The organism is Rhizobium sp. 18065 (assembly GCF_902706095.1).
GTDB lineage: Bacteria > Pseudomonadota > Alphaproteobacteria > Rhizobiales > Rhizobiaceae > Allorhizobium.
Genome location: NZ_CACSJP010000001.1, coordinates 1,159,602 through 1,179,158, shown reverse-complemented (window position 1 = coordinate 1,179,158; position 19,557 = coordinate 1,159,602). Strand labels below are relative to the sequence as shown.

Annotated in this window: 20 protein-coding genes; 11 read left to right on the top strand and 9 right to left on the bottom strand. The window is 62.0% G+C overall.

Annotated features, from left to right (window positions below; genetic code table 11):
• Window positions 1–8: 8 nt before the first annotated feature.
• Window positions 9–395 (top strand): type II toxin-antitoxin system death-on-curing family toxin, encoded by a 387-nt coding sequence (locus tag GVK95_RS05675; RefSeq protein ID WP_348532445.1) that lies wholly within the window; start codon window positions 9–11, stop codon window positions 393–395.
• A 6-nt stretch (window positions 396–401) separates the two neighbouring features.
• Here GVK95_RS05675 and GVK95_RS05670 read toward each other — a convergent pair whose 3' ends face one another.
• Window positions 402–899, bottom strand: a complete 498-nt coding sequence (locus GVK95_RS05670) for a GNAT family N-acetyltransferase (protein WP_159947353.1) — start codon at window positions 897–899, stop codon at window positions 402–404.
• Between the two features lie 135 nt (window positions 900–1,034).
• On the opposite strand from GVK95_RS05670, the gene GVK95_RS05665 reads away from it, so the two are divergent.
• Window positions 1,035–1,484: an ABZJ_00895 family protein gene (locus GVK95_RS05665; protein WP_159947351.1), complete on the top strand. Its 450-nt coding sequence runs from the start codon at window positions 1,035–1,037 to the stop codon at window positions 1,482–1,484.
• Between the two features lie 35 nt (window positions 1,485–1,519).
• On the opposite strand, the gene GVK95_RS05660 is transcribed toward GVK95_RS05665, so the two are convergent.
• Complete coding sequence (locus GVK95_RS05660) at window positions 1,520–2,245, bottom strand: hemolysin III family protein (protein ID WP_244618644.1); 726 nt, start codon at window positions 2,243–2,245, stop codon at window positions 1,520–1,522.
• A gap of 195 nt (window positions 2,246–2,440) precedes the next feature.
• Here GVK95_RS05660 and GVK95_RS05655 point away from each other — a divergent pair, with 195 nt between their 5' ends.
• The gene (locus GVK95_RS05655; RefSeq protein WP_159947349.1) at window positions 2,441–2,824 is read left to right on the top strand and encodes an MAPEG family protein; all 384 of its coding nucleotides are present in this window, start codon (window positions 2,441–2,443) and stop codon (window positions 2,822–2,824) included.
• Window positions 2,825–2,955: 131 nt separating this feature from the next.
• Here the strand turns inward: GVK95_RS05655 and GVK95_RS05650 are convergent, their stop codons facing one another.
• Complete coding sequence (locus GVK95_RS05650; protein ID WP_159947347.1) at window positions 2,956–4,005, bottom strand: class I SAM-dependent methyltransferase; 1,050 nt, start codon at window positions 4,003–4,005, stop codon at window positions 2,956–2,958.
• Between the two features lie 98 nt (window positions 4,006–4,103).
• Here GVK95_RS05650 and GVK95_RS05645 point away from each other — a divergent pair, with 98 nt between their 5' ends.
• From GVK95_RS05645 to GVK95_RS05635, 3 genes are all read left to right on the top strand, one after another.
• Entirely contained in the window at window positions 4,104–5,180 is a 1,077-nt protein-coding gene (locus tag GVK95_RS05645; RefSeq protein ID WP_159947506.1) for a helix-turn-helix domain-containing protein, read from the top strand.
• A 91-nt stretch (window positions 5,181–5,271) separates the two neighbouring features.
• A complete protein-coding gene (locus tag GVK95_RS05640) occupies window positions 5,272–5,571 on the top strand; it encodes a DUF1778 domain-containing protein (protein ID WP_159947345.1) in 300 nt (99 codons plus the stop codon).
• Between the two features lie 2 nt (window positions 5,572–5,573).
• On the top strand, window positions 5,574–6,092 hold the full coding sequence (locus tag GVK95_RS05635; protein ID WP_159947343.1) for a GNAT family N-acetyltransferase: 519 nt from the start codon (window positions 5,574–5,576) through the stop codon (window positions 6,090–6,092).
• Between the two features lie 339 nt (window positions 6,093–6,431).
• Here GVK95_RS05635 and GVK95_RS05630 read toward each other — a convergent pair whose 3' ends face one another.
• From GVK95_RS05630 to xylF, 3 genes are all read right to left on the bottom strand, one after another.
• Window positions 6,432–7,217, bottom strand: coding sequence for an ATP-binding cassette domain-containing protein (locus GVK95_RS05630; RefSeq protein ID WP_159947341.1), 786 nt, complete (start codon window positions 7,215–7,217; stop codon window positions 6,432–6,434).
• Between the two features lie 14 nt (window positions 7,218–7,231).
• A complete protein-coding gene (locus tag GVK95_RS05625; RefSeq protein WP_159947339.1) occupies window positions 7,232–8,545 on the bottom strand; it encodes a sugar ABC transporter permease in 1,314 nt (437 codons plus the stop codon).
• A gap of 270 nt (window positions 8,546–8,815) precedes the next feature.
• Window positions 8,816–9,856 carry a D-xylose ABC transporter substrate-binding protein gene (xylF, locus tag GVK95_RS05620; RefSeq protein ID WP_007608594.1) on the bottom strand — a complete coding sequence of 347 codons (1,041 nt, stop codon included), beginning with the start codon at window positions 9,854–9,856 and terminating at the stop codon, window positions 8,816–8,818.
• Window positions 9,857–10,091: 235 nt separating this feature from the next.
• On the opposite strand from xylF, the gene GVK95_RS05615 reads away from it, so the two are divergent.
• A complete protein-coding gene (locus GVK95_RS05615) occupies window positions 10,092–11,342 on the top strand; it encodes an ROK family transcriptional regulator (protein WP_200844224.1) in 1,251 nt (416 codons plus the stop codon).
• Window positions 11,343–11,414: 72 nt separating this feature from the next.
• Window positions 11,415–12,185 carry a trans-aconitate 2-methyltransferase gene (tam, locus tag GVK95_RS05610; protein WP_159947335.1) on the top strand — a complete coding sequence of 257 codons (771 nt, stop codon included), beginning with the start codon at window positions 11,415–11,417 and terminating at the stop codon, window positions 12,183–12,185.
• A gap of 48 nt (window positions 12,186–12,233) precedes the next feature.
• Here the strand turns inward: tam and GVK95_RS05605 are convergent, their stop codons facing one another.
• The 3 genes from GVK95_RS05605 to GVK95_RS05595 all read right to left on the bottom strand — a co-directional run bounded on the left by GVK95_RS05605 (window position 12,234) and on the right by GVK95_RS05595 (window position 15,468).
• Window positions 12,234–13,214: a magnesium transporter CorA family protein gene (locus GVK95_RS05605; protein WP_159947333.1), complete on the bottom strand. Its 981-nt coding sequence runs from the start codon at window positions 13,212–13,214 to the stop codon at window positions 12,234–12,236.
• A gap of 294 nt (window positions 13,215–13,508) precedes the next feature.
• Window positions 13,509–14,336: a class I SAM-dependent methyltransferase gene (locus tag GVK95_RS05600; protein WP_159947504.1), complete on the bottom strand. Its 828-nt coding sequence runs from the start codon at window positions 14,334–14,336 to the stop codon at window positions 13,509–13,511.
• Window positions 14,337–14,757: 421 nt separating this feature from the next.
• Entirely contained in the window at window positions 14,758–15,468 is a 711-nt protein-coding gene (locus GVK95_RS05595; RefSeq protein WP_159947331.1) for a helix-turn-helix domain-containing protein, read from the bottom strand.
• A gap of 172 nt (window positions 15,469–15,640) precedes the next feature.
• Between GVK95_RS05595 and GVK95_RS05590 the strand changes: the two genes are divergently transcribed.
• The 3 genes from GVK95_RS05590 (at window position 15,641) to GVK95_RS05580 (ending at window position 19,249) form a co-directional block, all read left to right on the top strand.
• Window positions 15,641–15,886 carry a DUF982 domain-containing protein gene (locus tag GVK95_RS05590; RefSeq protein ID WP_113140650.1) on the top strand — a complete coding sequence of 82 codons (246 nt, stop codon included), beginning with the start codon at window positions 15,641–15,643 and terminating at the stop codon, window positions 15,884–15,886.
• Window positions 15,887–16,151: 265 nt separating this feature from the next.
• The gene (locus tag GVK95_RS05585; protein WP_159947329.1) at window positions 16,152–17,396 is read left to right on the top strand and encodes a hypothetical protein; all 1,245 of its coding nucleotides are present in this window, start codon (window positions 16,152–16,154) and stop codon (window positions 17,394–17,396) included.
• An 11-nt stretch (window positions 17,397–17,407) separates the two neighbouring features.
• Window positions 17,408–19,249, top strand: a complete 1,842-nt coding sequence (locus tag GVK95_RS05580; protein WP_159947327.1) for a cell wall hydrolase — start codon at window positions 17,408–17,410, stop codon at window positions 19,247–19,249.
• The last annotated feature ends 308 nt before the right edge of the window (window positions 19,250–19,557 follow it).

Here is a 19,557-nt window from a genome sequence, read left to right as displayed (position 1 = left end):
CCGTATGGGTGACTGCTGACGACGTCATGGCGCTCAATCGCCATGCGGTTCAATTTACTGGCGAAAACTACGCTCTGCTTTTCCCTGACCGTCTGCAGAGCGCCGTAAAACGAGCAAAAAACCAGTTTCGCTATGCGGGACTTGAAGACCTTTTTCTTCTGACAGTTCACTGCATGTACGCAGTGTCAAAGGCACATGCCTTTGAGCAAGGCAACAAACGTGCGGCGTTTCAAGCCGGCATGCTCTTTCTTCACCAGAACGGATACGAACTCCGCGCTCCCAAGCATCTCCATCAGTATCTTGCCGCCCAGTTCGCCGATCTGTCTGCGGATCTACTAACAGTGTCGGACTATACGGCAATCATCGACCCCTACATCGAACCAATAGAGCACTAGCCTCGCTCAGACCCTGAGCTCCATCATCGCCAGATCGAGCCAGCGGCCGAACTTGGTGCCGACTTCGCGGTGGATGCCGACGAGGGTGAAGCCCATGCGTTCGTGCAGGGCGATGGAGGCCTGGTTTTCCGCTTCGATGGCGGCGATCATCACATGGACATTGCCGGTTTTTGCCCTGTCGATCAGGGCTGCCATCAGCCGCCTGCCGATGCCGCCGCCGCGGCAGTCCTTGTCGACATAGACCGAATGCTCGACCGTGTGGCGGTAGCCGTCGAAGGCGCGCCAGTCGCCGTAGGAGGCGTAACCGGCGACTTTGCCGTCACGCTCGGCAACCAGAACCGGATAACCCTTGGCACGGCGCAGTTCCAGCCAGACGCGGCGGTTGTCGACGTCGATCAGCACCTCGTTCCAGATCGCCGTCGTGTGTTCGACGGCGTGATTGTAGATATCGCGGATTGCGGGCAGATCGGCTTCGGTGGCGTCGCGGATGATGAGGTCGGTCATGGATGCTCTTGCGGGTGCTCTATGGGGGTGCCGGGACGGGCGAGACGCCGACGGGGCTTGCCATGGCGGCGAAGGCGACGGTAACTATCGTCTGATCCTTGCAGGGCTTTCCGTCAAGGCATGAGGAGTTTGCATTTGCCCGGTTTCATCAATGCCCTGTGCATACGCTATTTTTTCGTCGCCCTGGCGATGACCGTCGCCCTGGTGATCATCACCTTTCTTCTGGTCCATTACGGCGTGGTCGACGACATCGGCGCCAGCGGCAATGTCGGCATTCTGGCCGGCAGCGGCATCTGGGCCGGGACATATTTCCGCAAGGAGCATGGGCGCGTCGCAAGCTGGGGCGAGAGCTGGCAGTTCGCCGGCATCCTGACCGTGGTGCAGGCGCTGCTGACGGTCCTGCTGTTCGGCGTGTTCACCGCAGTGGGCGGCATCCCACTTTCAAGCATTGTCGGCTTCTTCACCGAGATGACCGTGCTGTCGCTGCTCGCGGTTGCCGCCCTAGGCCTTGCGATCTGCTGGATACCGACGGCGCTGTTTTTCCGCATGGGATCCAAGCAGGCGCCGAAACAGAAGAAAGCCTGACGATAGTCCGATCCGCCTGGCCCCTTACCGACAGTTCACGCGATCGCGGTAAACACCGCCGAATAATGAACCACGGCGGCAGTGACGACGAAGCCGTGCCAGATGGCATTCTGGAAGCGCAGGCGTTCCCAGACGTGGAAGATGACGCCGGCGGAATAGATGCAGCCGCCGATGATGATCAGGGTCAGCGTGATGCCGGGGATGATTTCGGAAATTGGTCCCATGGCCAGCGCGCCGCTCCAGCCCATGGCGAGATAGAGCAGGATGGCGAGCCTATCGTAGCGGCCGGGATAGCGGAATTTCAGCCAGATGCCGAGGGCGGCCGTCAGCCAGATACCGACCAGAAGTGCAAGGATCATCGGCTGGTCGGCGCCTTGGACGAGAAAGGGCGTGTAGGTCGAGGCGATCAGGATGAAGATCGCCGAATGGTCGAAGCGGCGCAGGATCCACTTGATGCGCGAATGCGGCCACATATTGTAGGTGAACGAGACGCCGAGCGCGACGATCAGGCCGAGGCCGTAGATCCACGATGCGGCGATGTCGGCATAGCCGGAATAGACCGTCGCATAGAAGATCAGCGCCGTGGCGCCGACCAGCGCGAAGACGACGCCGATGCCATGGATGACACCATCGGCGACCAGCTCGTGCAGGTCGTAAGGCCGGCCGAACTTGAAGCTCTCGCCGGTTGCGTCAGCCGTCCGTTCGGGGGGCGTTTCCATGCTCGTTTCGATCGTCATTTCCGTGGTCAATTCGGGGCTCATCAAGGCGGCCTTTCCTGCACGCACCGGCTGCAACGCAGCTGACGGAATGATGGCGGAATTCGTCGTTTAGCGCAAGCTTTGATGCAGTGCGCCGCAGCATGGCGCTTGCGCGGCTCCAGCCTTTCTCCTACCAGTTGATGGTTAGGCAATGACGTTTTACTGGTCGTTTTCAGGATGATTTTGGAGCAGGTTTCGATGCGGTTCACCATTCTGGCGACCTTTGCGGCGCTGATGACCTATTGCTGGTTCATGATCAAGGTGGCGCGGGCGCGCAAGCAGTTCGGCGTGGAAGCGCCGAAGACCTCCGGCAACCAGAACTTTGAGCGGATCTTCCGGGTGCAGCAGAACACCGTCGAGCAGCTTGTGCTGTTCCTGCCGGCGCTGTGGATCTTCGGCACCTATGTCTCGGACCAGCTCGCCGGCCTTCTCGGTCTCGGCTGGACGGCGGCGCGGGCGCTCTATGCGGCGGAATATTACACTGATGCGAAGAAGCGCGGACCGGGAGCGGCACTGACGACGCTGATCGGGCTGGTGCTGCTGGTCGGCGGCACGATCGGGGCGCTGGTGAAGATGGGGTGATGTGGAGGGCGGAAAAAATGCCACTTTGTGATGGCTGACGATCACAAAGCCTGAAACAGGCGGCCTGAAACAGGCGGCCTGGAACAGGCGGGCGGTCATCGACCACCCGCCCCTGCGCATTTCACCCGCAATCAAAGGCGCGCTTCCAGAACCATGTTGAACGGCGTTTCGGCCGAGCGCCGGACCCTGGAGAAGCCACCTTCGTTCAGTATCTGCGTCAACTTTCGCTCTCCTGCCTGTGCCCCCAATGCCGCCCCCACCTCCTGGCCCAGGGACGCCGGGACGCAGGTATTGGCCGATGCGGCATAGAAGATCCGCCCGATCGGATTGAGGTTGTCTGCGAGCGTATCGCCGGCCATCGGCTCGACCAGCATCAGCACACCATCCGGCTTCAAGGACTTGCCAATGTGGCGTGCGGCGCCGACGGGGTCGCCCATGTCGTGAAGCGCGTCGAACATGGTGACGAGATCGAAGCCAGAGCCCTGAAAGTCTTGTGCGCGTGCAGTCTCGAACTGCACATTGGCCAATGCTTTGGCGTGCCGCTTCGCATGGTCGATGGACGGGGCGTGGAAGTCGATGCCGACAAAGTGCGAGTTCGGAAACGCTTCGGCCATGATCAGGGTCGATGAACCGAAACCGCAGCCGACATCCGCCACCAGCGCTCCGCGCTCCAGCTTGTCGATGACGCCATCGAGCGAGGGGAGCCAGTTGGCAACAAGATTGGCCTTGTAGCCCGGCCGGAAGAAGCGGTCTGTGCCGCAGAACATGCAATTGCAGCGATCCGTCCACGACACGCCGCCGCCATGGCGAAATGCATGCGCTAGCTTGGGGCGATCCGCATACACGGCCTCCAGCGCCTGGAACCCGCCGATCATGTTGACAGGGCTGTCATCGACGGCAAAGACCGCCGCCTGTTCCGGCGAGAGGGCAAATTTTGCCGTGGCCGCATCGTAGGTCACGAAGCCGGATGCCGCCTGCGCCGCCAGCCATTCCCGCACATAGCGCTCCTTCGTGTCGGTGGCCGCCGCCAGTTCGGCTGCCGAGAGCTGTCCCTTGCCGGCCAGCGCCCGGTAGAGGCCCAATTCGTCGCCAATCGTCACCAGGGCAGCATTCTGCGCCGCGCCAAGCTCATTCACCATGACGCCCAGCAAGGCGTTCAGTTTGTCGAAATTCAATTCCATCGTCTTTGGTTCCTGTCGTATCGGACTGCAGAATGCCGCCCGTTCGGCCGGAGTTTTAGGCGTTGCCTATGCCCCTCAACAGAGGCAGAATGGCCGCTATGGAGCCGATCAAGCCACAACTCGCGAACGCAAAGCCTCCCTTGCGGGTCAGCATCGTGACGTTTCCGGAATGTGATCCATCCATCCTCTACGGCATTTTCGATACGCTCTGGATTGCCGGCGCGCACTGGAAGAGCAATTCGAACGAGCCGACCAGCGAGGTACTGTTTGCGCCGCGCCTTGTGGCGGCTGACCCCGGCCCACTGACCCTGATCACCGGGGTTACGATCATGCCGCATGTCACCCTGGACGAGGTTGACGACACGGACTATGTGCTCGTTCCGAATGTCGTCGTCGATACGCCGGAAACGATCCGCGCCCTGGATCGTCGACTGCTGGACTGGATCGTCAGGATGCATCGGCAGGGCGCACGGCTGCTGGCGGCCTGTGGCGGATCGATCGTGCTGGCCGAAGCGGGTTTGCTGGACGGGCAGTCGGCAACAACGCACTGGATGTATGCGCCGCTGTTTCGTCGAGAATATCCGAAAGTGGAGCTCAAGGAGGAGCGCATCCTGGTCCAGACCGGTGCCGGACACTCCATCGTCTGCTCGGGGGGCGCCTCGTCCTGGCAGGATCTGACCCTCTATCTGATTGCCAGGCACGCCGGCACGGCGGAGGCTATCCGGATTTCCAAGCTGTTCCTCTACCAGTGGCATCGCGACGGCCAGCTTCCCTATGCCTCGATGATCGCCAATATCAGCCATGGCGACGCCGTCATCGAGAAATGCCAGGCCTATGCGCCCGACCATTATCAGTCCGCCGCCATCCTGGCCGAATTGCTGCAACTATCCGGCCTGCCAAAGCGGTCGTTCGATCGACGGTTCAAGAAGGCGACGGGCTTTTCACCGCTGGAATATATCCAATGCCTGCGGATCGAGGAAGCAAAGCAGATGCTCGAACTCGAGGATCGGCCGATCGAGGAGATCGCCTGCGATGTCGGATATTCGGACCTTGCTTCCTTTCGCCGTCTGTTTCGCAAGATCGCCGGGTTGACCCCTGGTGAGTATCGCCGGCGCTTTCGGCTGCCCCCGACCGTCGAGGCGGCCATTCGACATTCGGGTGATGGGCGCGGTTAGAATGATTGGGTGGCGAGAATGGGGGGCGCATGAAGGGTATTGCATTTTACAATACAAACTGCGACATTGATCTCTCATCAGGAGTGATGTCATGTCCCGCTCGACCGATCGCAAAGACCATCCGATTTCCATGCGTCTGCCGGACGCGGATGTGGCGATGATCGATCGTGCTGCGGCACTGAAGGGACGTTCGCGCACCGATTTCGTGCGCGAGGCTGCCGTTCGGGCCGCAGAAGAAGCAGTCATGGAGCAGCAATTGGTCCGCATGACGGAAGACGGATTTGCCGAGTTCATGGCGCTACTCTCCGCCCCGGTGGAGATCCCTGTCGGGATGGTTGAGGTGTTGCGTCGGTCGCCCCCCTGGGAAGCGGGTTTTCAACCGAAGGGCTGAGCATGGCGCTTTCCGCTCCCGAGCCGCTGCATGAGGGCCATGACCTGAGCCGCTTTTCCTGCGGCAAGCCCGCCCTCGACACTTGGCTGAAGACACGGGCACGCGGCAATCAGGAGAACGGTTTCACCGTTGTCATCGTGGTGCATGAAGAGGGACGGGTCGCCGGCTATTACGGGCTCTCGCCGACGGCGGCCCTTCCGGCCGGCCTGCCGCGCGCCATCCGCACCGGCCAGCCTCCCAATCCGGTGCCCTGCCTGCTTCTCGGGCAGCTCGCCGTCGACCAGTCCTATGCCGGATACGGGATAGGCACCGGTCTGCTCAAGCACGCCCTTTCCCGCTGCGTTCAGGGGGCATCCCTTGTCGGCGGGCGGGCGCTGATCGTGCATGCGATCGACGAGGAGGCGCGGCTGTTCTGGATCCGACGCGGGTTTATGCCTTCAAAGGATGATCCCTTCAGGCTGCTGCGACCGATATCGCATATCGCCGCTGCGCTGGCGGAGGCATCACGGAATTCCGGCTAAGGTTTGGCCAAACACGCTTTGGCGCAGGTCTCTTCCGCAATGCGAATCCTGGCGCAACCGCCGCCGTCTCAAGGAATGCAGTTTCGATCGAACTGGCGCGAGCCGGGCGCACATACGCCGGGTGGACTGCTGGGTTGTTCCCAGAGTCTGCCGTGAGGTCTGCACCAAGGGCGCCGAGGGACGACTTCCAAGTATAGCAAGAGAGGAGTCATTCGATGCCTATCCCCCAAAGCGCTCGACCATGGTGACATATACCTTAACGGCAATGCACGCACCGCCTCAACGCAAACGAGGGGGCTTTCGCCCCCTCGCCTGTCTTGCCTCATTGGTCCGCAGCGATCACGCCGTCTGCATGGCGCCCGGTCCCGGGACTGCACCGGGAGGGCATTTGCCGAGGATGATCATGCCGAGCACTTCGTCCTTGGTGACATCCTGGGTGCGCGCATGGCCCACCACGCGGCCGTTCTTCATGACGAAGACGCGGTCGGCGAGGTCGAAGACGTCGTGGATGTCGTGGCTGATCAGGAAGATGCCGATGCCTTCCTTCTTCAGCTGGATGATCAGTTCGCCGACCTGGGCGGTTTCCTGCGGACCCAAGGCTGCCGTCGGCTCGTCCATGATCAGGATGCGGGCGTCGAACAGGATGGCACGGGCAATCGCCACCGACTGGCGCTGGCCACCGGAGAGCGCCTTGACCGGTTCCTTGAAGCGCTGGAAGTTGGGGTTCAGACGCCCCATGACTTCGCGGGCCTTGGCCTCCATCGCGACATCGTCCAGCGTGCCCCAGGGGGTGCGCAGTTCGCGGCCGAGATAGAGATTGGCGGCGGCATCGACATTGTCGGCGACGGCAAGCGTCTGGTAGATCGTCTCGATGCCGTATTTCTTCGCATCACGCGGATTGCCGATGTCGACGAAATCGCCGTTGATCAGGATATCGCCGTTGTCGCGCTTGTAGGCGCCCGACAGGATCTTGATCAGCGTCGACTTGCCGGCGCCGTTGTGGCCGAGCAGCGCCACGACTTCACCGGGGAAGAGGTCGACGGAGGCATCGTCCACGGCATGAATGCCGCCGAAGGAGATGGAAACATTGCGCATTTCCACCAGTGGGGTGCGGTCTTCTGTCATTGGTTCAACTCCCCTTACTTGGCGCGAGCGCGGTAGACGGTGTCGAGCCAGACCGCGACGACGAGCACAATGCCGATGACAATGCTCTGGAGCGGTGTGTCGAGACCGAGCAGGACCATGCCCGAATTCAAGGATTGCATGACGACGGCGCCGAGCATGGCACCGGCAATGGTGCCGACACCGCCGGCGAGCGACGTGCCGCCGATGACGGCCGCGGCGATCGTATAGAGTTCGTCGAGCGTGCCCTGCGCATTGGTCGCGGCGTTGAGGCGGGCGGTCGAGATGGCTGCGGCGACAGCGCAGAGTGCCCCCATCAGCGCAAACATCTTGACGGTGACCCACTTGACCTTGATGCCGGCGAGTTCGGCGGCTTCCGGGTTTCCGCCGATGGCGAAGACGTAACGGCCGAAACGGGTGCGGTTGGTGATGAAGGCCATGAACATGGCGATGCCGATGGCGATCAGGACCGGGATGGCGATGCCGAGACCGATCTGCAGGCCACCTTCCGGCCAGGCGATGCCATTGGCCGCAGCATATTTCTTCGCCAGATTGACCGGCATGTAATAGCTGTTCGCGACCCAGACAGCGCCGAGGATGGCGGCGCAGCCGGAGGCAACGAGGAAATACTCGGCCCACAGCGGGCGCAGCGGGAAGCCGAAGCGGCGGCGCTGCTTGCGGGTGTTCAAGATCGACAGGACGATCAGAACGCAGGCGACCACGCCGACGATCCAGCTGGCTGTGACGCCGATCGAGCCATCCGCGCCACCGCCCATCAGGCGGTAAGTGGTGTCCATCGGGGCGACGGTTGCGCCTGATGTGACCATCCACGCAGCACCACGCCAGACGAGCAGGCCGCCGAGCGTGACGATGAAGGCGGGCACGCCGAGAAAGGCGATGATCGCGCCATGGAAGGCGCCGATCGCCGTGCCGACCGCGATGCCGGCAGACAGCGCGATCACCCACATCAGCGGATGTTCGAAACCAATGATCGGCGGCAGGATACGGGCCTGCAGCACGGCCATGATCATGCCGACAAAGCCGAGGATCGAGCCGACCGAGAGGTCGATATTGCGGGTGACGATGACCAGCACCATGCCGGTGGCCATGACCGAGACGGAGGCCGCCTGGACCGAGAGGTTCCAGAGGTTTCGCGAGGTGAGGAACAGGCCGTTCGACAGGACGTCGAAGCCGATCCAGATGATCCCGAGCGCGATCACCATGCCGAGCAGGCGCGTGTCAATTTCGGTGGCTTGAAAGAAGCGTTTTACCGCTGAAACATTGGATGCCCGGGCTGCGGGCGCAGGCGTGGCAAGGCTTTGATCCGCCATACAGATATCTCCCCAGTCGTTTACGGCTTGCGACCTTTTCCGCATCGTTGCGTGCGGTGCCGACCGGTGGCCGGCGATTCGGATCGGACGCTTCCTGCAGTGAACAAGGACCCGCACCGGCCTGAATGGACGTCCGGGTGTCGGACTGGCCAAATGGCGATTGTCGCGTGCACGGTCCTGCTGCTTGAAGTTCCCGATCAGCCGAAACGCCGCAGCAACAAGGCTGCGGCGTTTGCGGCTCAAGCTCGGTGGTCAGTTAAACCAAAGCACTCAGTTGCAGGCTGCGACAGAACCGGCAGCAACGCTCTGGCAAGCTTCTTCCTTGGAGATCCAGCCAGCGTCGATGACGACGTTGAGGTTGTCCTTGGTGATCGGCTGCGGGGCGATGAAGTAGGAGTTCATCTCGAGACCCTTCGGGCCACCAGCGAACTTCACGGCGCCTTCAACGGCATCCATCGCGGTACCGGCTGCGAGGGCCGAAGCGATTTCGCCGGCCTTCTTGCCGAGTTCGCGGCTGTCCTTCCAGACAGACACGGTCTGGGTGCCAAGAGCGACGCGGTTCAGCGCTGCCTTGTCGCCGTCCTGACCGGACACCGGAACAGAACCGGCCATACCCTGGGCTTCAAGCGCTGCGACCACACCGCCGGCCATGCCGTCGTTGGACGATACAACGGCGTCAACCGCGTTGTTGTTGGCGGTCAGGAACTGCTCCATGTTCTTCTGGGCAGCTTCCGGCTTCCAGCCGTCCGTGTAGGCTTCGCCGACATTCTTGATCTTGCCGCCGTCGATGGCTTCCTTCAGCACTTCGATCTGGCCGGAATAGAGGAAGTCGGAGTTCGGGTCGGTGGAGGCGCCCTTGATGAAGACGTAATTGCCTTCCGGCTTGACCTTCATGACTTCGCGGGCCTGCATGCGGCCGACTTCCTTGTTGTCGAAGGTGATGTAGAAGGCGTTCTGGTTCTCGATCAAGCGGTCATAACCGACGACCGGGATGCCTTCAGCAACAGCCTTTTCGATGGCCGGGCCGATGGCTTCCGAATCCTGGGCCAGAACGATCAGGGCGTTTGCGCCCTGGGCGATCAGGCTTTCGATGTCGGTCAGCTGCTTGGCGGCAGACGTCTGGGCGTCAGCCGAAATGTACTTGTCGCCACTGGCTTCGAGTGCAGCCTTGATCGCGGCCTCGTCGGTCTTCCAACGCTCTTCCTGGAAGTTGGACCAGGAAACGCCAACGATCATGTCCTTGGCGCTTGCGACGGAATGCAGGCTCACGATGACGGCGGTGCACGCCATCAGCTTCAATACGGATTTCATTTTAAACCTCCCAAGGTGATAGCGGACCGTTGGAAGACCTCCCAACCAAACGACCCGCTGTAAAACTGCCCTTACCCCACGGACCCCCGTCCAATGGTTTTTCTCGACAGTCGAGAAAATAACTGGCAGAAGATTCCCGTGCTGTCAACTGAGGCCTGTCCCGGCTTGCAATGCAGCCGACCAAATGCTTTGGGAGGAGCATGCGGTGGATAGACAAAAACCGGCCTCAAGGCCCATGCTGAGCAAGTCCAGCCAGAAGACCAGCAACGAAAGCGTGCGCCAGCAGAACAGCGGGCTGGTGCTGCAGGCGCTGCGGCACGACGGGCCGCTGGCCCATACCGACCTGTCGGCATCGACCGGGCTTTCATCGGCGACCGTTTCGGCAATTACCGCAGAGCTTGAGAAAACCGGCCTAATCGAGCGGCGGGAAGTCGCCAATGTCGGCCATCGCGGCCGGCCGCGCGTGCTGTTCAACCGGCGACGCGACGCCGCCCATGTGATTGCCGTGCGCATATCATCGCATGCCGTGCAGTATTCGCTGGCCGACTATCGCGGCACGCTGATCGACCGGATCGAAGAGCAGCGCGATCATGGCGCAACCACGAGCCAGGCCTTTCTCAACGGCTTTCGCGCCGCGATCGAGCGGCTGATCCTGCGCTCGCGTCTGGCGGAAGACGCGGTGATGACGATCTCGATCAGCAGCAAGGGCATAGCCGATCGCGATGGCGCGAAACTGCTGTGGTCGCCGATCTTCGGCTACGAATCGCTCGATTTCGAAAGCGCGCTGTCCGGCCTGTCGCACTCTGGCCTGTCGCACTCCGGTGTGTTGCGCGGGGGCAGCATCCGGCTGTTCAACGAGAGCCTGCTGGTCACCCATGCGCTGCTGCTTCGGCTGGAAAAGACGCGTGAAACACCCCTGCCCGCGTTGGCGACGCTGTCGCTCGGTCATTCGATCGGGCTGGGGGTTGCGCTGCGCGACCGCAGCGGGCTGGTGCGTGTCGTGGCACCGAATTTCGGCCATATGCTGCATGCAGCCGACGGCAAGCTCTGCCGCTGCGGCGCATATGGCTGCGTCGAGGCGTCCGCCGGTTTCTACGGCATCCTGCGCGCCGCCTTCGAAGTGCCGCCGGATACGATCCCGGCGAAATTCGTGCCGCTCGCAGAAATGGAAAAGATTGCCAGCCGCGCCCGCCAGGGACACCGGGTTTCGGAATATGCCTTTCGCCAGGCGGGTCTTGCGCTCGGCCAGAGCCTGTCGCGCATGCTCAGCCTTGCCGAGGAAACCATGCCGATCGCGATTACCGGCCCCGGCACGCGGTTCATGGACCTGCTGATGCGCGGACTGACCGAGGGGCTTGGCCAATCCCAGCATGTCCGGGTGCATGGCGCGCCGGAAATCCTGATCATCACCGAGGAAGAGACGCTGGTCTTCGAGGGCCATGTCGACCGGGCGTTGACCGAGATCGACCAGGATCTTGGCGGATGATATCGCGGTTTTCGGGCGGATCTCGCGCCTGTCTCGACACGAAGCTATAGTGCCGGCAAAGGGAGTATCGCCATGGCCTGGTCGGCTGAACAATATCTGAAGTTCGAGAATGAGCGCACCCGCCCGGCGAGCGATCTGCTGGCGCAGGTGCCGCTTGGCACGGCGGCGCGCGTGATCGATCTCGGCTGCGGGCCGGGCAATTCGACCGAATTGCTGGTCGAGCGCTTCGGTGTGGATGCCGTGAGCGGCCTCGACAGCGACCGCGACATGCTCGACAAGGCGCGGGCACGGCTGCCGCACACCCGCTTTGATGCGGCCGATCTCAGCCAATGGCAACCGCCGGCCGACGCCGATCTGCTTTATGCCAATGCGGTGCTGCAATGGATCCCGGATCATCTGGCGCTGATGCAGCAATGGCTTCAGGCGCTTCGACCCGGCGCCGTTCTTGCCGTGCAGATGCCCGACAATCTCGGAGAACCCACACATTTGCTGATGGAGGAGACCGGTGCAGCCGGGCCCTGGGCGGCACGTTTTGAAGGCTCGCGCCTGCGCCGGGCGCCGCTGCCGCAGCCCGCCCGCTATCTCGAGGCGCTGTCGCCGCTCTGCAGCCGCGTCGATGTCTGGCACACGATCTACAATCACCCGATGGCCGATGCGCAGGCGATCGTCGAATGGGTCAGAGGCACCGGCCTTCGGCCGTATCTGGCAGCCGCCGGCATGGAGCACGAAGCGGCGTTCCTCGCCGACTACACGGCGCGGATCGACCGGGCCTACCCGCCGCTTGCCGACGGGCGGCGGCTGTTGCGTTTTCCGCGGCTGTTCGTCGTCGCCGTCAGGGCATGACATGAAGATGGCGACCGTCGCGGGTGCGGCGGTCCCTTCTCCTCTATGCTAAAGCCAGCCGCGGCGCCTGAAGTAGAGATACGGCAGGACGGCCGAGAGGATCATCAGGCCGATCGCCATCGGATAGCCGATCTGCCATTGCAGTTCCGGCATGGTCTCGAAATTCATGCCGTAGATCGAGGCAACGAGCGTCGGCGGCAGGAAGGCGACAGAAGCGACCGAGAAGATCTTGATGATCTGGTTCTGCTCGAGATTGATCAGGCCCAGCGTCGCGTCGAGGAGGAAATTGATCTTGCCCTGGAGAAACTGGGCGTGATCGCCGAGCGAGACGGCATCGCGCTGTAAGAGCTTGATGCGCTGGCGGGTTTCCTTGGCCACCTTGCGGGCCGGCGTTTCCAGCGCTGCGTGATAGGCGACGAGCCGCGAGATCGACACCAGGCTTTCGCGGGCGGCGGTCAAGAGGTCGCCCTTGCGGCCGATCTGCTCGATTAGCGACTGCAAATCGCGCGTCTTCTTGTTGACCTTGGCGGCCTTGGAACGGAACACCTCGCGCGAAACACCGTCGATCTCGTTGCCGACACGTTCGAGCACGTCGGCGAGACGGTCGATGACCGATTCGAGCAGGCCGAGCATCACCGTTTCGCCATTGGTGCAGACCAGACCATTGGCGCGCTTGGCACGGATGATGAAGGTCTCGAAGGGCTTGGGATCGGCATAACGCACGGTGACCAGGCTTTCACCCTTGAGGATGAAGGTGACCGGCGTCTTGACCGGATCGTCGCCATCGAGGCCGGCAAGGGCCGTCATCGTCATGAACTCGGCACCGTCCTCCTGGTAGAGACGGGCGGAAAGCTCGATCTCCTCCATCTCGTCACGGGTCGGAATGGCGATATCGAGGGCGGCCTCGACCAAGCGGCTTTCGTCCGTTGCCGGATTGAGCAGGTCGAACCAGATGACGGGTGTGGGCTCGGCGGCAGCAGGATCTGCAGACACGATATGATCGGCTTGACGCGAAAAATTGCGCAGCATGGGGCACTCCTTGGCGACCTTGCGGTCACCGAGCGCCTCGACGAGGACTAGATGACCGTTATTCGCGGGCTATCAGACGTCGAACTTCGACTGTCGGGGTTCATCTTCCTGTCCTCGGTTCGGGTGGCATTTGTTGCGGCGCACCCATCAGGGGCAAATGGACCTTGATGGACGTCAAGTCAAGATGGATGTCTCACGCTCTGGCGGCGGCGCATGCGAACAACGCGAACAAGCCGCCGGAATGCTCCGGCGGCTTTCGTCCTGTCTCGATTGATCTGCGGCGATCGGGCCGCCTCAGCGGGCGGTGACGATGACCTCGAGATAGTCACTCGGCATGACCAGGGTTCCGTCCTCGGCCCGGTTGTAGCGGTCGATCACGGCGAGGATGTCGCGCTCGAGCGCGGCGCGCGCTGTATCATCTGGCAGGCTGGCAAAGGCCTTGTGGACCGGGCCATACCAGGTGCGGAAGATATCCAGCCAATGGGCCGGCGAGCGATAGCGGAAGGTGTAGCTGCGCTTGGTGGTTTCGACCCCGGCCGCATCCTCGAACAGTTCCGACAGCCTTGCCCGCGTGCCCCAGAGTGCTGGCGACTTGACGCCGGCCGGTGGCGGCAGATGCCGGCCGAGGGTGGAAAACAGCTGGCCGATGACGCTTTCCGGCGTCCAGTTGGCAAGGCCGATACGGCCGCCGGGCTTGACCACGCGCAGCATCTCGGCCGCAGCCTTGCCCTGATCCGGCGTGAACATCACGCCGAATGTCGACAGAACCACATCGAAACTCCTGTCGGCAAAGGGCAGAGCCTCGGCATCGGCCGTCTGGAAGGCAATGTCGAGACCTTCGGCCCTCGCCCGTGCCTTGGCCTTTTCCAGCAGCGCCGGCACATAGTCCGTCGCGGTGACGTCGCACCAGCGGCGGGCGGCGGCGAGCGTCGCATTGCCATTGCCGGCGGCGACATCGAGCACGCGGCTGCCGGCGTGGAGATCAAGCGCCTCGCACAGGTTTTCGCCGACGATCTGCAGCGTCGTGCCGATTACGGCATAGTCACCGGATGACCAGGCACCCTGCTGGCGCGCCTTGAGGGCGGCAAGATCGGCCACCGGCATCGTTGCACCGGGTGGCATGGGGGCTGCAGATGGCGAGGGATGAACTGAAGATTGGTGGGATGGCATGGCATCTCTCCTTGGATGGATCGGATCACAGGCAGGCTATCAGAGCGCTTGCCTGTTGATGCCAAGGATGCGCCCCGGACCGTGGTCGCGGCCAGTGCAGGAAGTGTAGCGGGCGATACAGGAAGTGTAGTGGTGGGGATGGGCGGCGGCGGTGGGCACCTCTTGTCGGACGATGTGTCAGCGCTCGCGAATGTCACCCTCGGGCTTGTCCCGAGGGTCTGCCGCGTCATGATTGTGACACTGTTTTTATCTGTAAATTCCGGGTTTTGGCTGACCTCGGCAGATGCTCGGCACAAGGCCGAGCATGACGATCCTCGCATGTTCCGCCTGCTTCCGATCACCGGTGTCGCAGTTGTTGCGGACGGAAAACCGCTTACGCACTTTTCCTAGAATTGCTGGGGCAAACCGCAGCATAGGAGCTGCGGACCAGCCAGCGGTCGATGGTGGCGGCGAGCGTGCGATCGCCGATCAGGGCGATGCGTTCGCGGGCGATCTCGGCGTGGTATGTCGAATGACCCATCCAGGCGGCGGTCATGGCGTAGAGATCGGCGCGGATGAAGAGATCGACATTGTAGCGCGGGTCGATCGAGCAGAGATCGACGATTTCTCCCGGCTTGGCGACCAGCCAGAAGCTCTGATCCTCGCGCGCCAAGTCGGGAAAAGTGAACTGGATCACCGACAGCCGGCCCGGCGGCAGGAAACCGGCATCGACCTTGCGGCGGATGTTCCACATCAAAAGCCTCGCATCGAGATGTTCCAGCGACACCTCGGTATCGACATTGCGATGGGCCCATTCGCCGAGCGCGTGGACGATTGGCTCCAGCTCGTTGGCCATGGCGGTGGTGCGGTAGTGGATCTCGGTGCCGTTGAGACTTTCGTGGCGCTCGACCAGGCCGCGCTCCTCCATTTCGCGCAGGCGCTTGGACAGGAGCGTCGGCGAGATTCCGGGCACGCCGCGCTGGATCTCGTTGAAACGGGTCGAGCCGGACCACATTTCGCACAGCAAGAGCATGGTCCAGCGCGGTTCCAGCAATTCGCAGGCCTTGGCCACGGGGCAAAACTGGTGATAGCCGTCATTCGACATTGCCGATCCTCCGCGCAGATCCCTGCCAGAGGAAACTATGAGCCTGTGACACAGGGCCGTCCAGTACAGATAGTGTAGTGACGGGATGGCGCGCTTGGTTCTATAGAGAACGAAACGGGGCTGCCTGCCGGCCCTTCCCTGTTGCGAGACACGCCTTTCGAAAGCCAAAACCATGCACAAGACCTGGACCCAGCCCGTGATCCTCGCCATCGGAGAAGAGGGCGCCGATGTCACCATCGACAGCACGATGGCCGCCTGCTGGGCGCTGATCGAGGATTGGCCGGCGGAAGACGGGAAAGCGCTCGACACGGCCCTGCTGGTCTGTGCGGCGGTGGACGCCGGCAAGAAGACCGACGAGGACGCCCGCAAGGCGTTTATCGCAGCAGCGATCGAGGCCGGGATTGCGATCAAGGGGTGAATACGATGGCCGCCCCTCGGGAAATCGACCGCGAGCGCAACCTCCCACACTGGATGCGCGTAGATCAGGTGGCATGTATATGCACCGATCCCTCGATAAAAACTTATGTCGTAACATGAGTTCACTTGCATCTACTCAGGAGTAATTCAACAGCATTTACTCAACTTGTGGAAAAGCCAAGAATCCGTATCAACTTCTAATAAAATTAGTTTGACGCACGTCAAACGCGAGCGCAGATTTTTCGACATGTCTTAATTGAAAGGGCATGATCGTGATACTGCGACGGATCCTCTTTCTCATCACGCTAGGCCTTGTTGCCGGCTGCACTCCGGCCCTTGGCGACAGAGGTGTCGGGCAGGATCTTTATTCCAGCCAGACACCTGTTGCGACCAACAATATTGCCTCTTACTTCGGCGAACTCTGCAACCAGAGCAATCTGCAGCGCAGCGGCACCTCGGCCAATTGCAGCGACTATTCGATGCTGGTGCAGGCCGGGTTCAACGATATCGACGCGCGATGCGACCACTATCTGGCGTGGATCGACAACAAGCGCGCCCAAGCTGGACGCGTGCATTCCTCACTGGGGGCAATCGGCAGCGCGGCAACCAGCGTGCTGACGATCGCCAGCGCCAGTACGGACACGATTGCCTATGTCGCCCAGGCACTAGGCCTGACCGGTTCGCTTTATGACGCCTTCAACAATTCCATGCTGATGGGGCTGGAAAGCAGCACGATCAAGCGGATCGTCTACGAGCGGCGGCTGGAGTTCCGCCGCCAGTTCGTCCAGGTGAACTTTTCCACAAGTCCAGCCATGGTTTTTGCATTGCGCGGCTATCTGCGGGTCTGCACGCCGCAGACAATCGTGCTCGACGCCAATACCTATGCCTTGGCCGTCGCCTCCGGGATCGCGCCGCAATCGCTGGCCAAGAGCGTGCAACAGGAAGTGGATGCGATCGCTGCAGGTCAGGCGCCTGTAACGCCCGGGACATCGGCCGGAACCGGCATCAAGCGAGGCACGGTGGTGTGCGACGCCTGCAACAAACTGTTTGCCGACAAGGGATATACGCCGGCGCGTATCAAGGCGGCGCAGACGGCACTTTGCGTGAAAAGCGACGGAAATTCGGGACGATCCACCCTTACGGCCGTGACGAATTTTCGCGACACCCAAGGCTGGGAACGGACGGGCCTGATTACGGAGCAGGAATATTCTGATCTCCTATCGTTGGGCTGCAAGGAGGGCGACAGCGACAAGGGGCTGCAGAACTTCTTCGAGGCCATTACCTATCGGGATAATGGCGAAGAGTTGAAGCAGCTGATCACGAACCTCAACATTGTCCTGCCGGCCACGCCTCTCCCCGTCGACAGCACCCTGAAATCGGATGCGCTACGCGCCAAGATCGCCGAGGCCCGGGCGCGATACCAGTTGGGGACCGGTGACCCTGTCAACGATGCCCGCATGTCGCGCAAACTGAAGAACAAGATCGCAGAAGAGGCGCACAAACCACGGTGAGGAGAAAATCGGTGGAACAAGCCTTCGTCGTCATACAGCCCGATGATACCGCTATCCCCGCCATTCTCGCGGAGCCGCGCGACGATGCCGACTTCGTGGTCGGGCTCGTCAAGGGAAATCTCATCTATTTCGAAGCCGGTTCGGACGAGAACCGAGACGCACCGGAGGGGTGGAAACATGTAGAGTTCCGACCCACGCCATCGGCCAAGGGCGATCCCGGCTGGCTGGAGGACAAATATATCGGCCCGGCGCACCAGTTCGAAGTCCCGGCGATCGCGGAGGAGGAACTGGTGCAGGCCTGCGGCCGTGCGGAACTCAAGGCGAGTGCTGGCACCAGTGATGGCGCGCCGGCCATTCTCGCGGATTACCTCATCGGCCTCGCCTGGATCGAAAGCGAACTGACCAAGTTCGGCAGTCGCCTTTCCGGCACGTCTGCAGTGGGACCGTTCCAGATCACGCAGGAGGAATGGGCGGAATTCCTCAATGCCAATCCTCGTTCTGGATATGGTGCGTTTCAGCGTTTCCAGGCGTTGGCGCAGGTGACTTGCGCGCAATTCCTCACCCAGCGCGACTGGGAGGCACTGGAGGCAGAGGCGGTCACCGCCGGCATTGCCGAGCCGGAGCAGAGCTTCATTCCCAGCTTCCTGCTTCTCTTCCAGGCACGGCTGGTCGGCGCCAGGGCGGCATTTGCCATCGACCGGATGCATGCCGAGGGCAACCCGCAGACACCGGTCGCCGAAGCGCTTGCACCGTTTTATCCGGAGCCTGGCGATCGGGATGCACTGATCAGCCGTCGCCGGCGTTTCCTGCTGCAGGGGCTTGCCGGCCATGCGACCACGGTGGACGAGTTCGTCGAGAAGACGGCCGCCGTGTTGAACGAGGCTTTCCAGGTCGGCTTTTCCAAGCTGAAACAACACTTTCCCGAATTTGCCATTCCGCCGGTGAGCGCCCTTGCGGGCGGAACGCCATGGCTGGCCTTCGCGCAGACCGAGCAGGCGTTCTGGGCACGGGCCGATGTCGGCGAAACGACGCCGGCCGGCAAAGCCCGGGTGAAGGACTATTTCAGCGCGACGCCTTATCGTCCGTCCACCGTGGAGCCATGGTGCGGCGCTTTCGTTGCCTGGTGCCTGACACAGGCGGGCGCTCCGATCGTCGAACAGGCCGCCACGGCAAAAAGCTGGAAGACCTGGGGCTCCGTCGAGTTGCGCAAGGGCGGGCTGACCGATCCCAAGATACGGGCAGCACTGGAAGGCGCGGTCGTGGTGTTGCATCCCGGCAAGGATACCGGCACAACCGGGCATGCCTGTTTCGCGCTCAGCCGGATGGAGAACTCCCGCAAGCTGACCTGTATCGGCGGCAATCAGGGCGACACCGTACGCACCGAGGCTTTCGACCTCAGCCGGGTCGCGTCGATCCGGGCGCTGACGCAAGTGGACATGCCGACCGGCGACGAGCAATTGATCCTGGCGCGGACGATCTATGGCGAGGCACGCAGCGAAAGAGAGATGGGGCGCCAAGCCGTGGCCGAGGTCATCCTGAACCGCAAGGCATCCCCCCGCTATCCCGACAGCATCATCGCGGTCTGCCTGCAGCCCTTTCAATTTTCCTGCTGGAACGCCAGCGATCCCAACCGGGCAAAGATCATCCATCTTCAACCTGGCGCGGACGACGACTTCGATGAATGCCTCGTCGTCGCCGGCGAGGCCCTGGCGGGCACGATCAATCACCTGACCGACGCGGTCCTGCACTATCATTCCACCTCGATCGGCAGTCCCGGCTGGGTGCGAAACTCACCACACGCGTTCATGGAACGGAAGATCGGGCGCCATCTGTTCTACCGGGGCATCGCCTGACGCGCCATGGCTTGGCGGATCGCTGCGGACCGATCGACGTCTCAGCCAGTGTCTTCAGCACTCCGGGCCGATCAGCACGATACCCCGCGCCGGCAATCTCCGGGACAGATCCTGTTCTTGTCGCCTCTCCCGGCAGGCCGGAAAAGAAAGCGGGTTAGCTGCTGCTGTCCGACTGTTTTCGATCAATTATTCGCGATCCGGGCAAAAACCGCTGGAGAAAGCCGGCATGATAACCGGATCTCAATAAAATGTGCCTTTGCTACTGCTGATAGCACCGGTTCATCGCCGGACAAGCACTGCTACCCGAA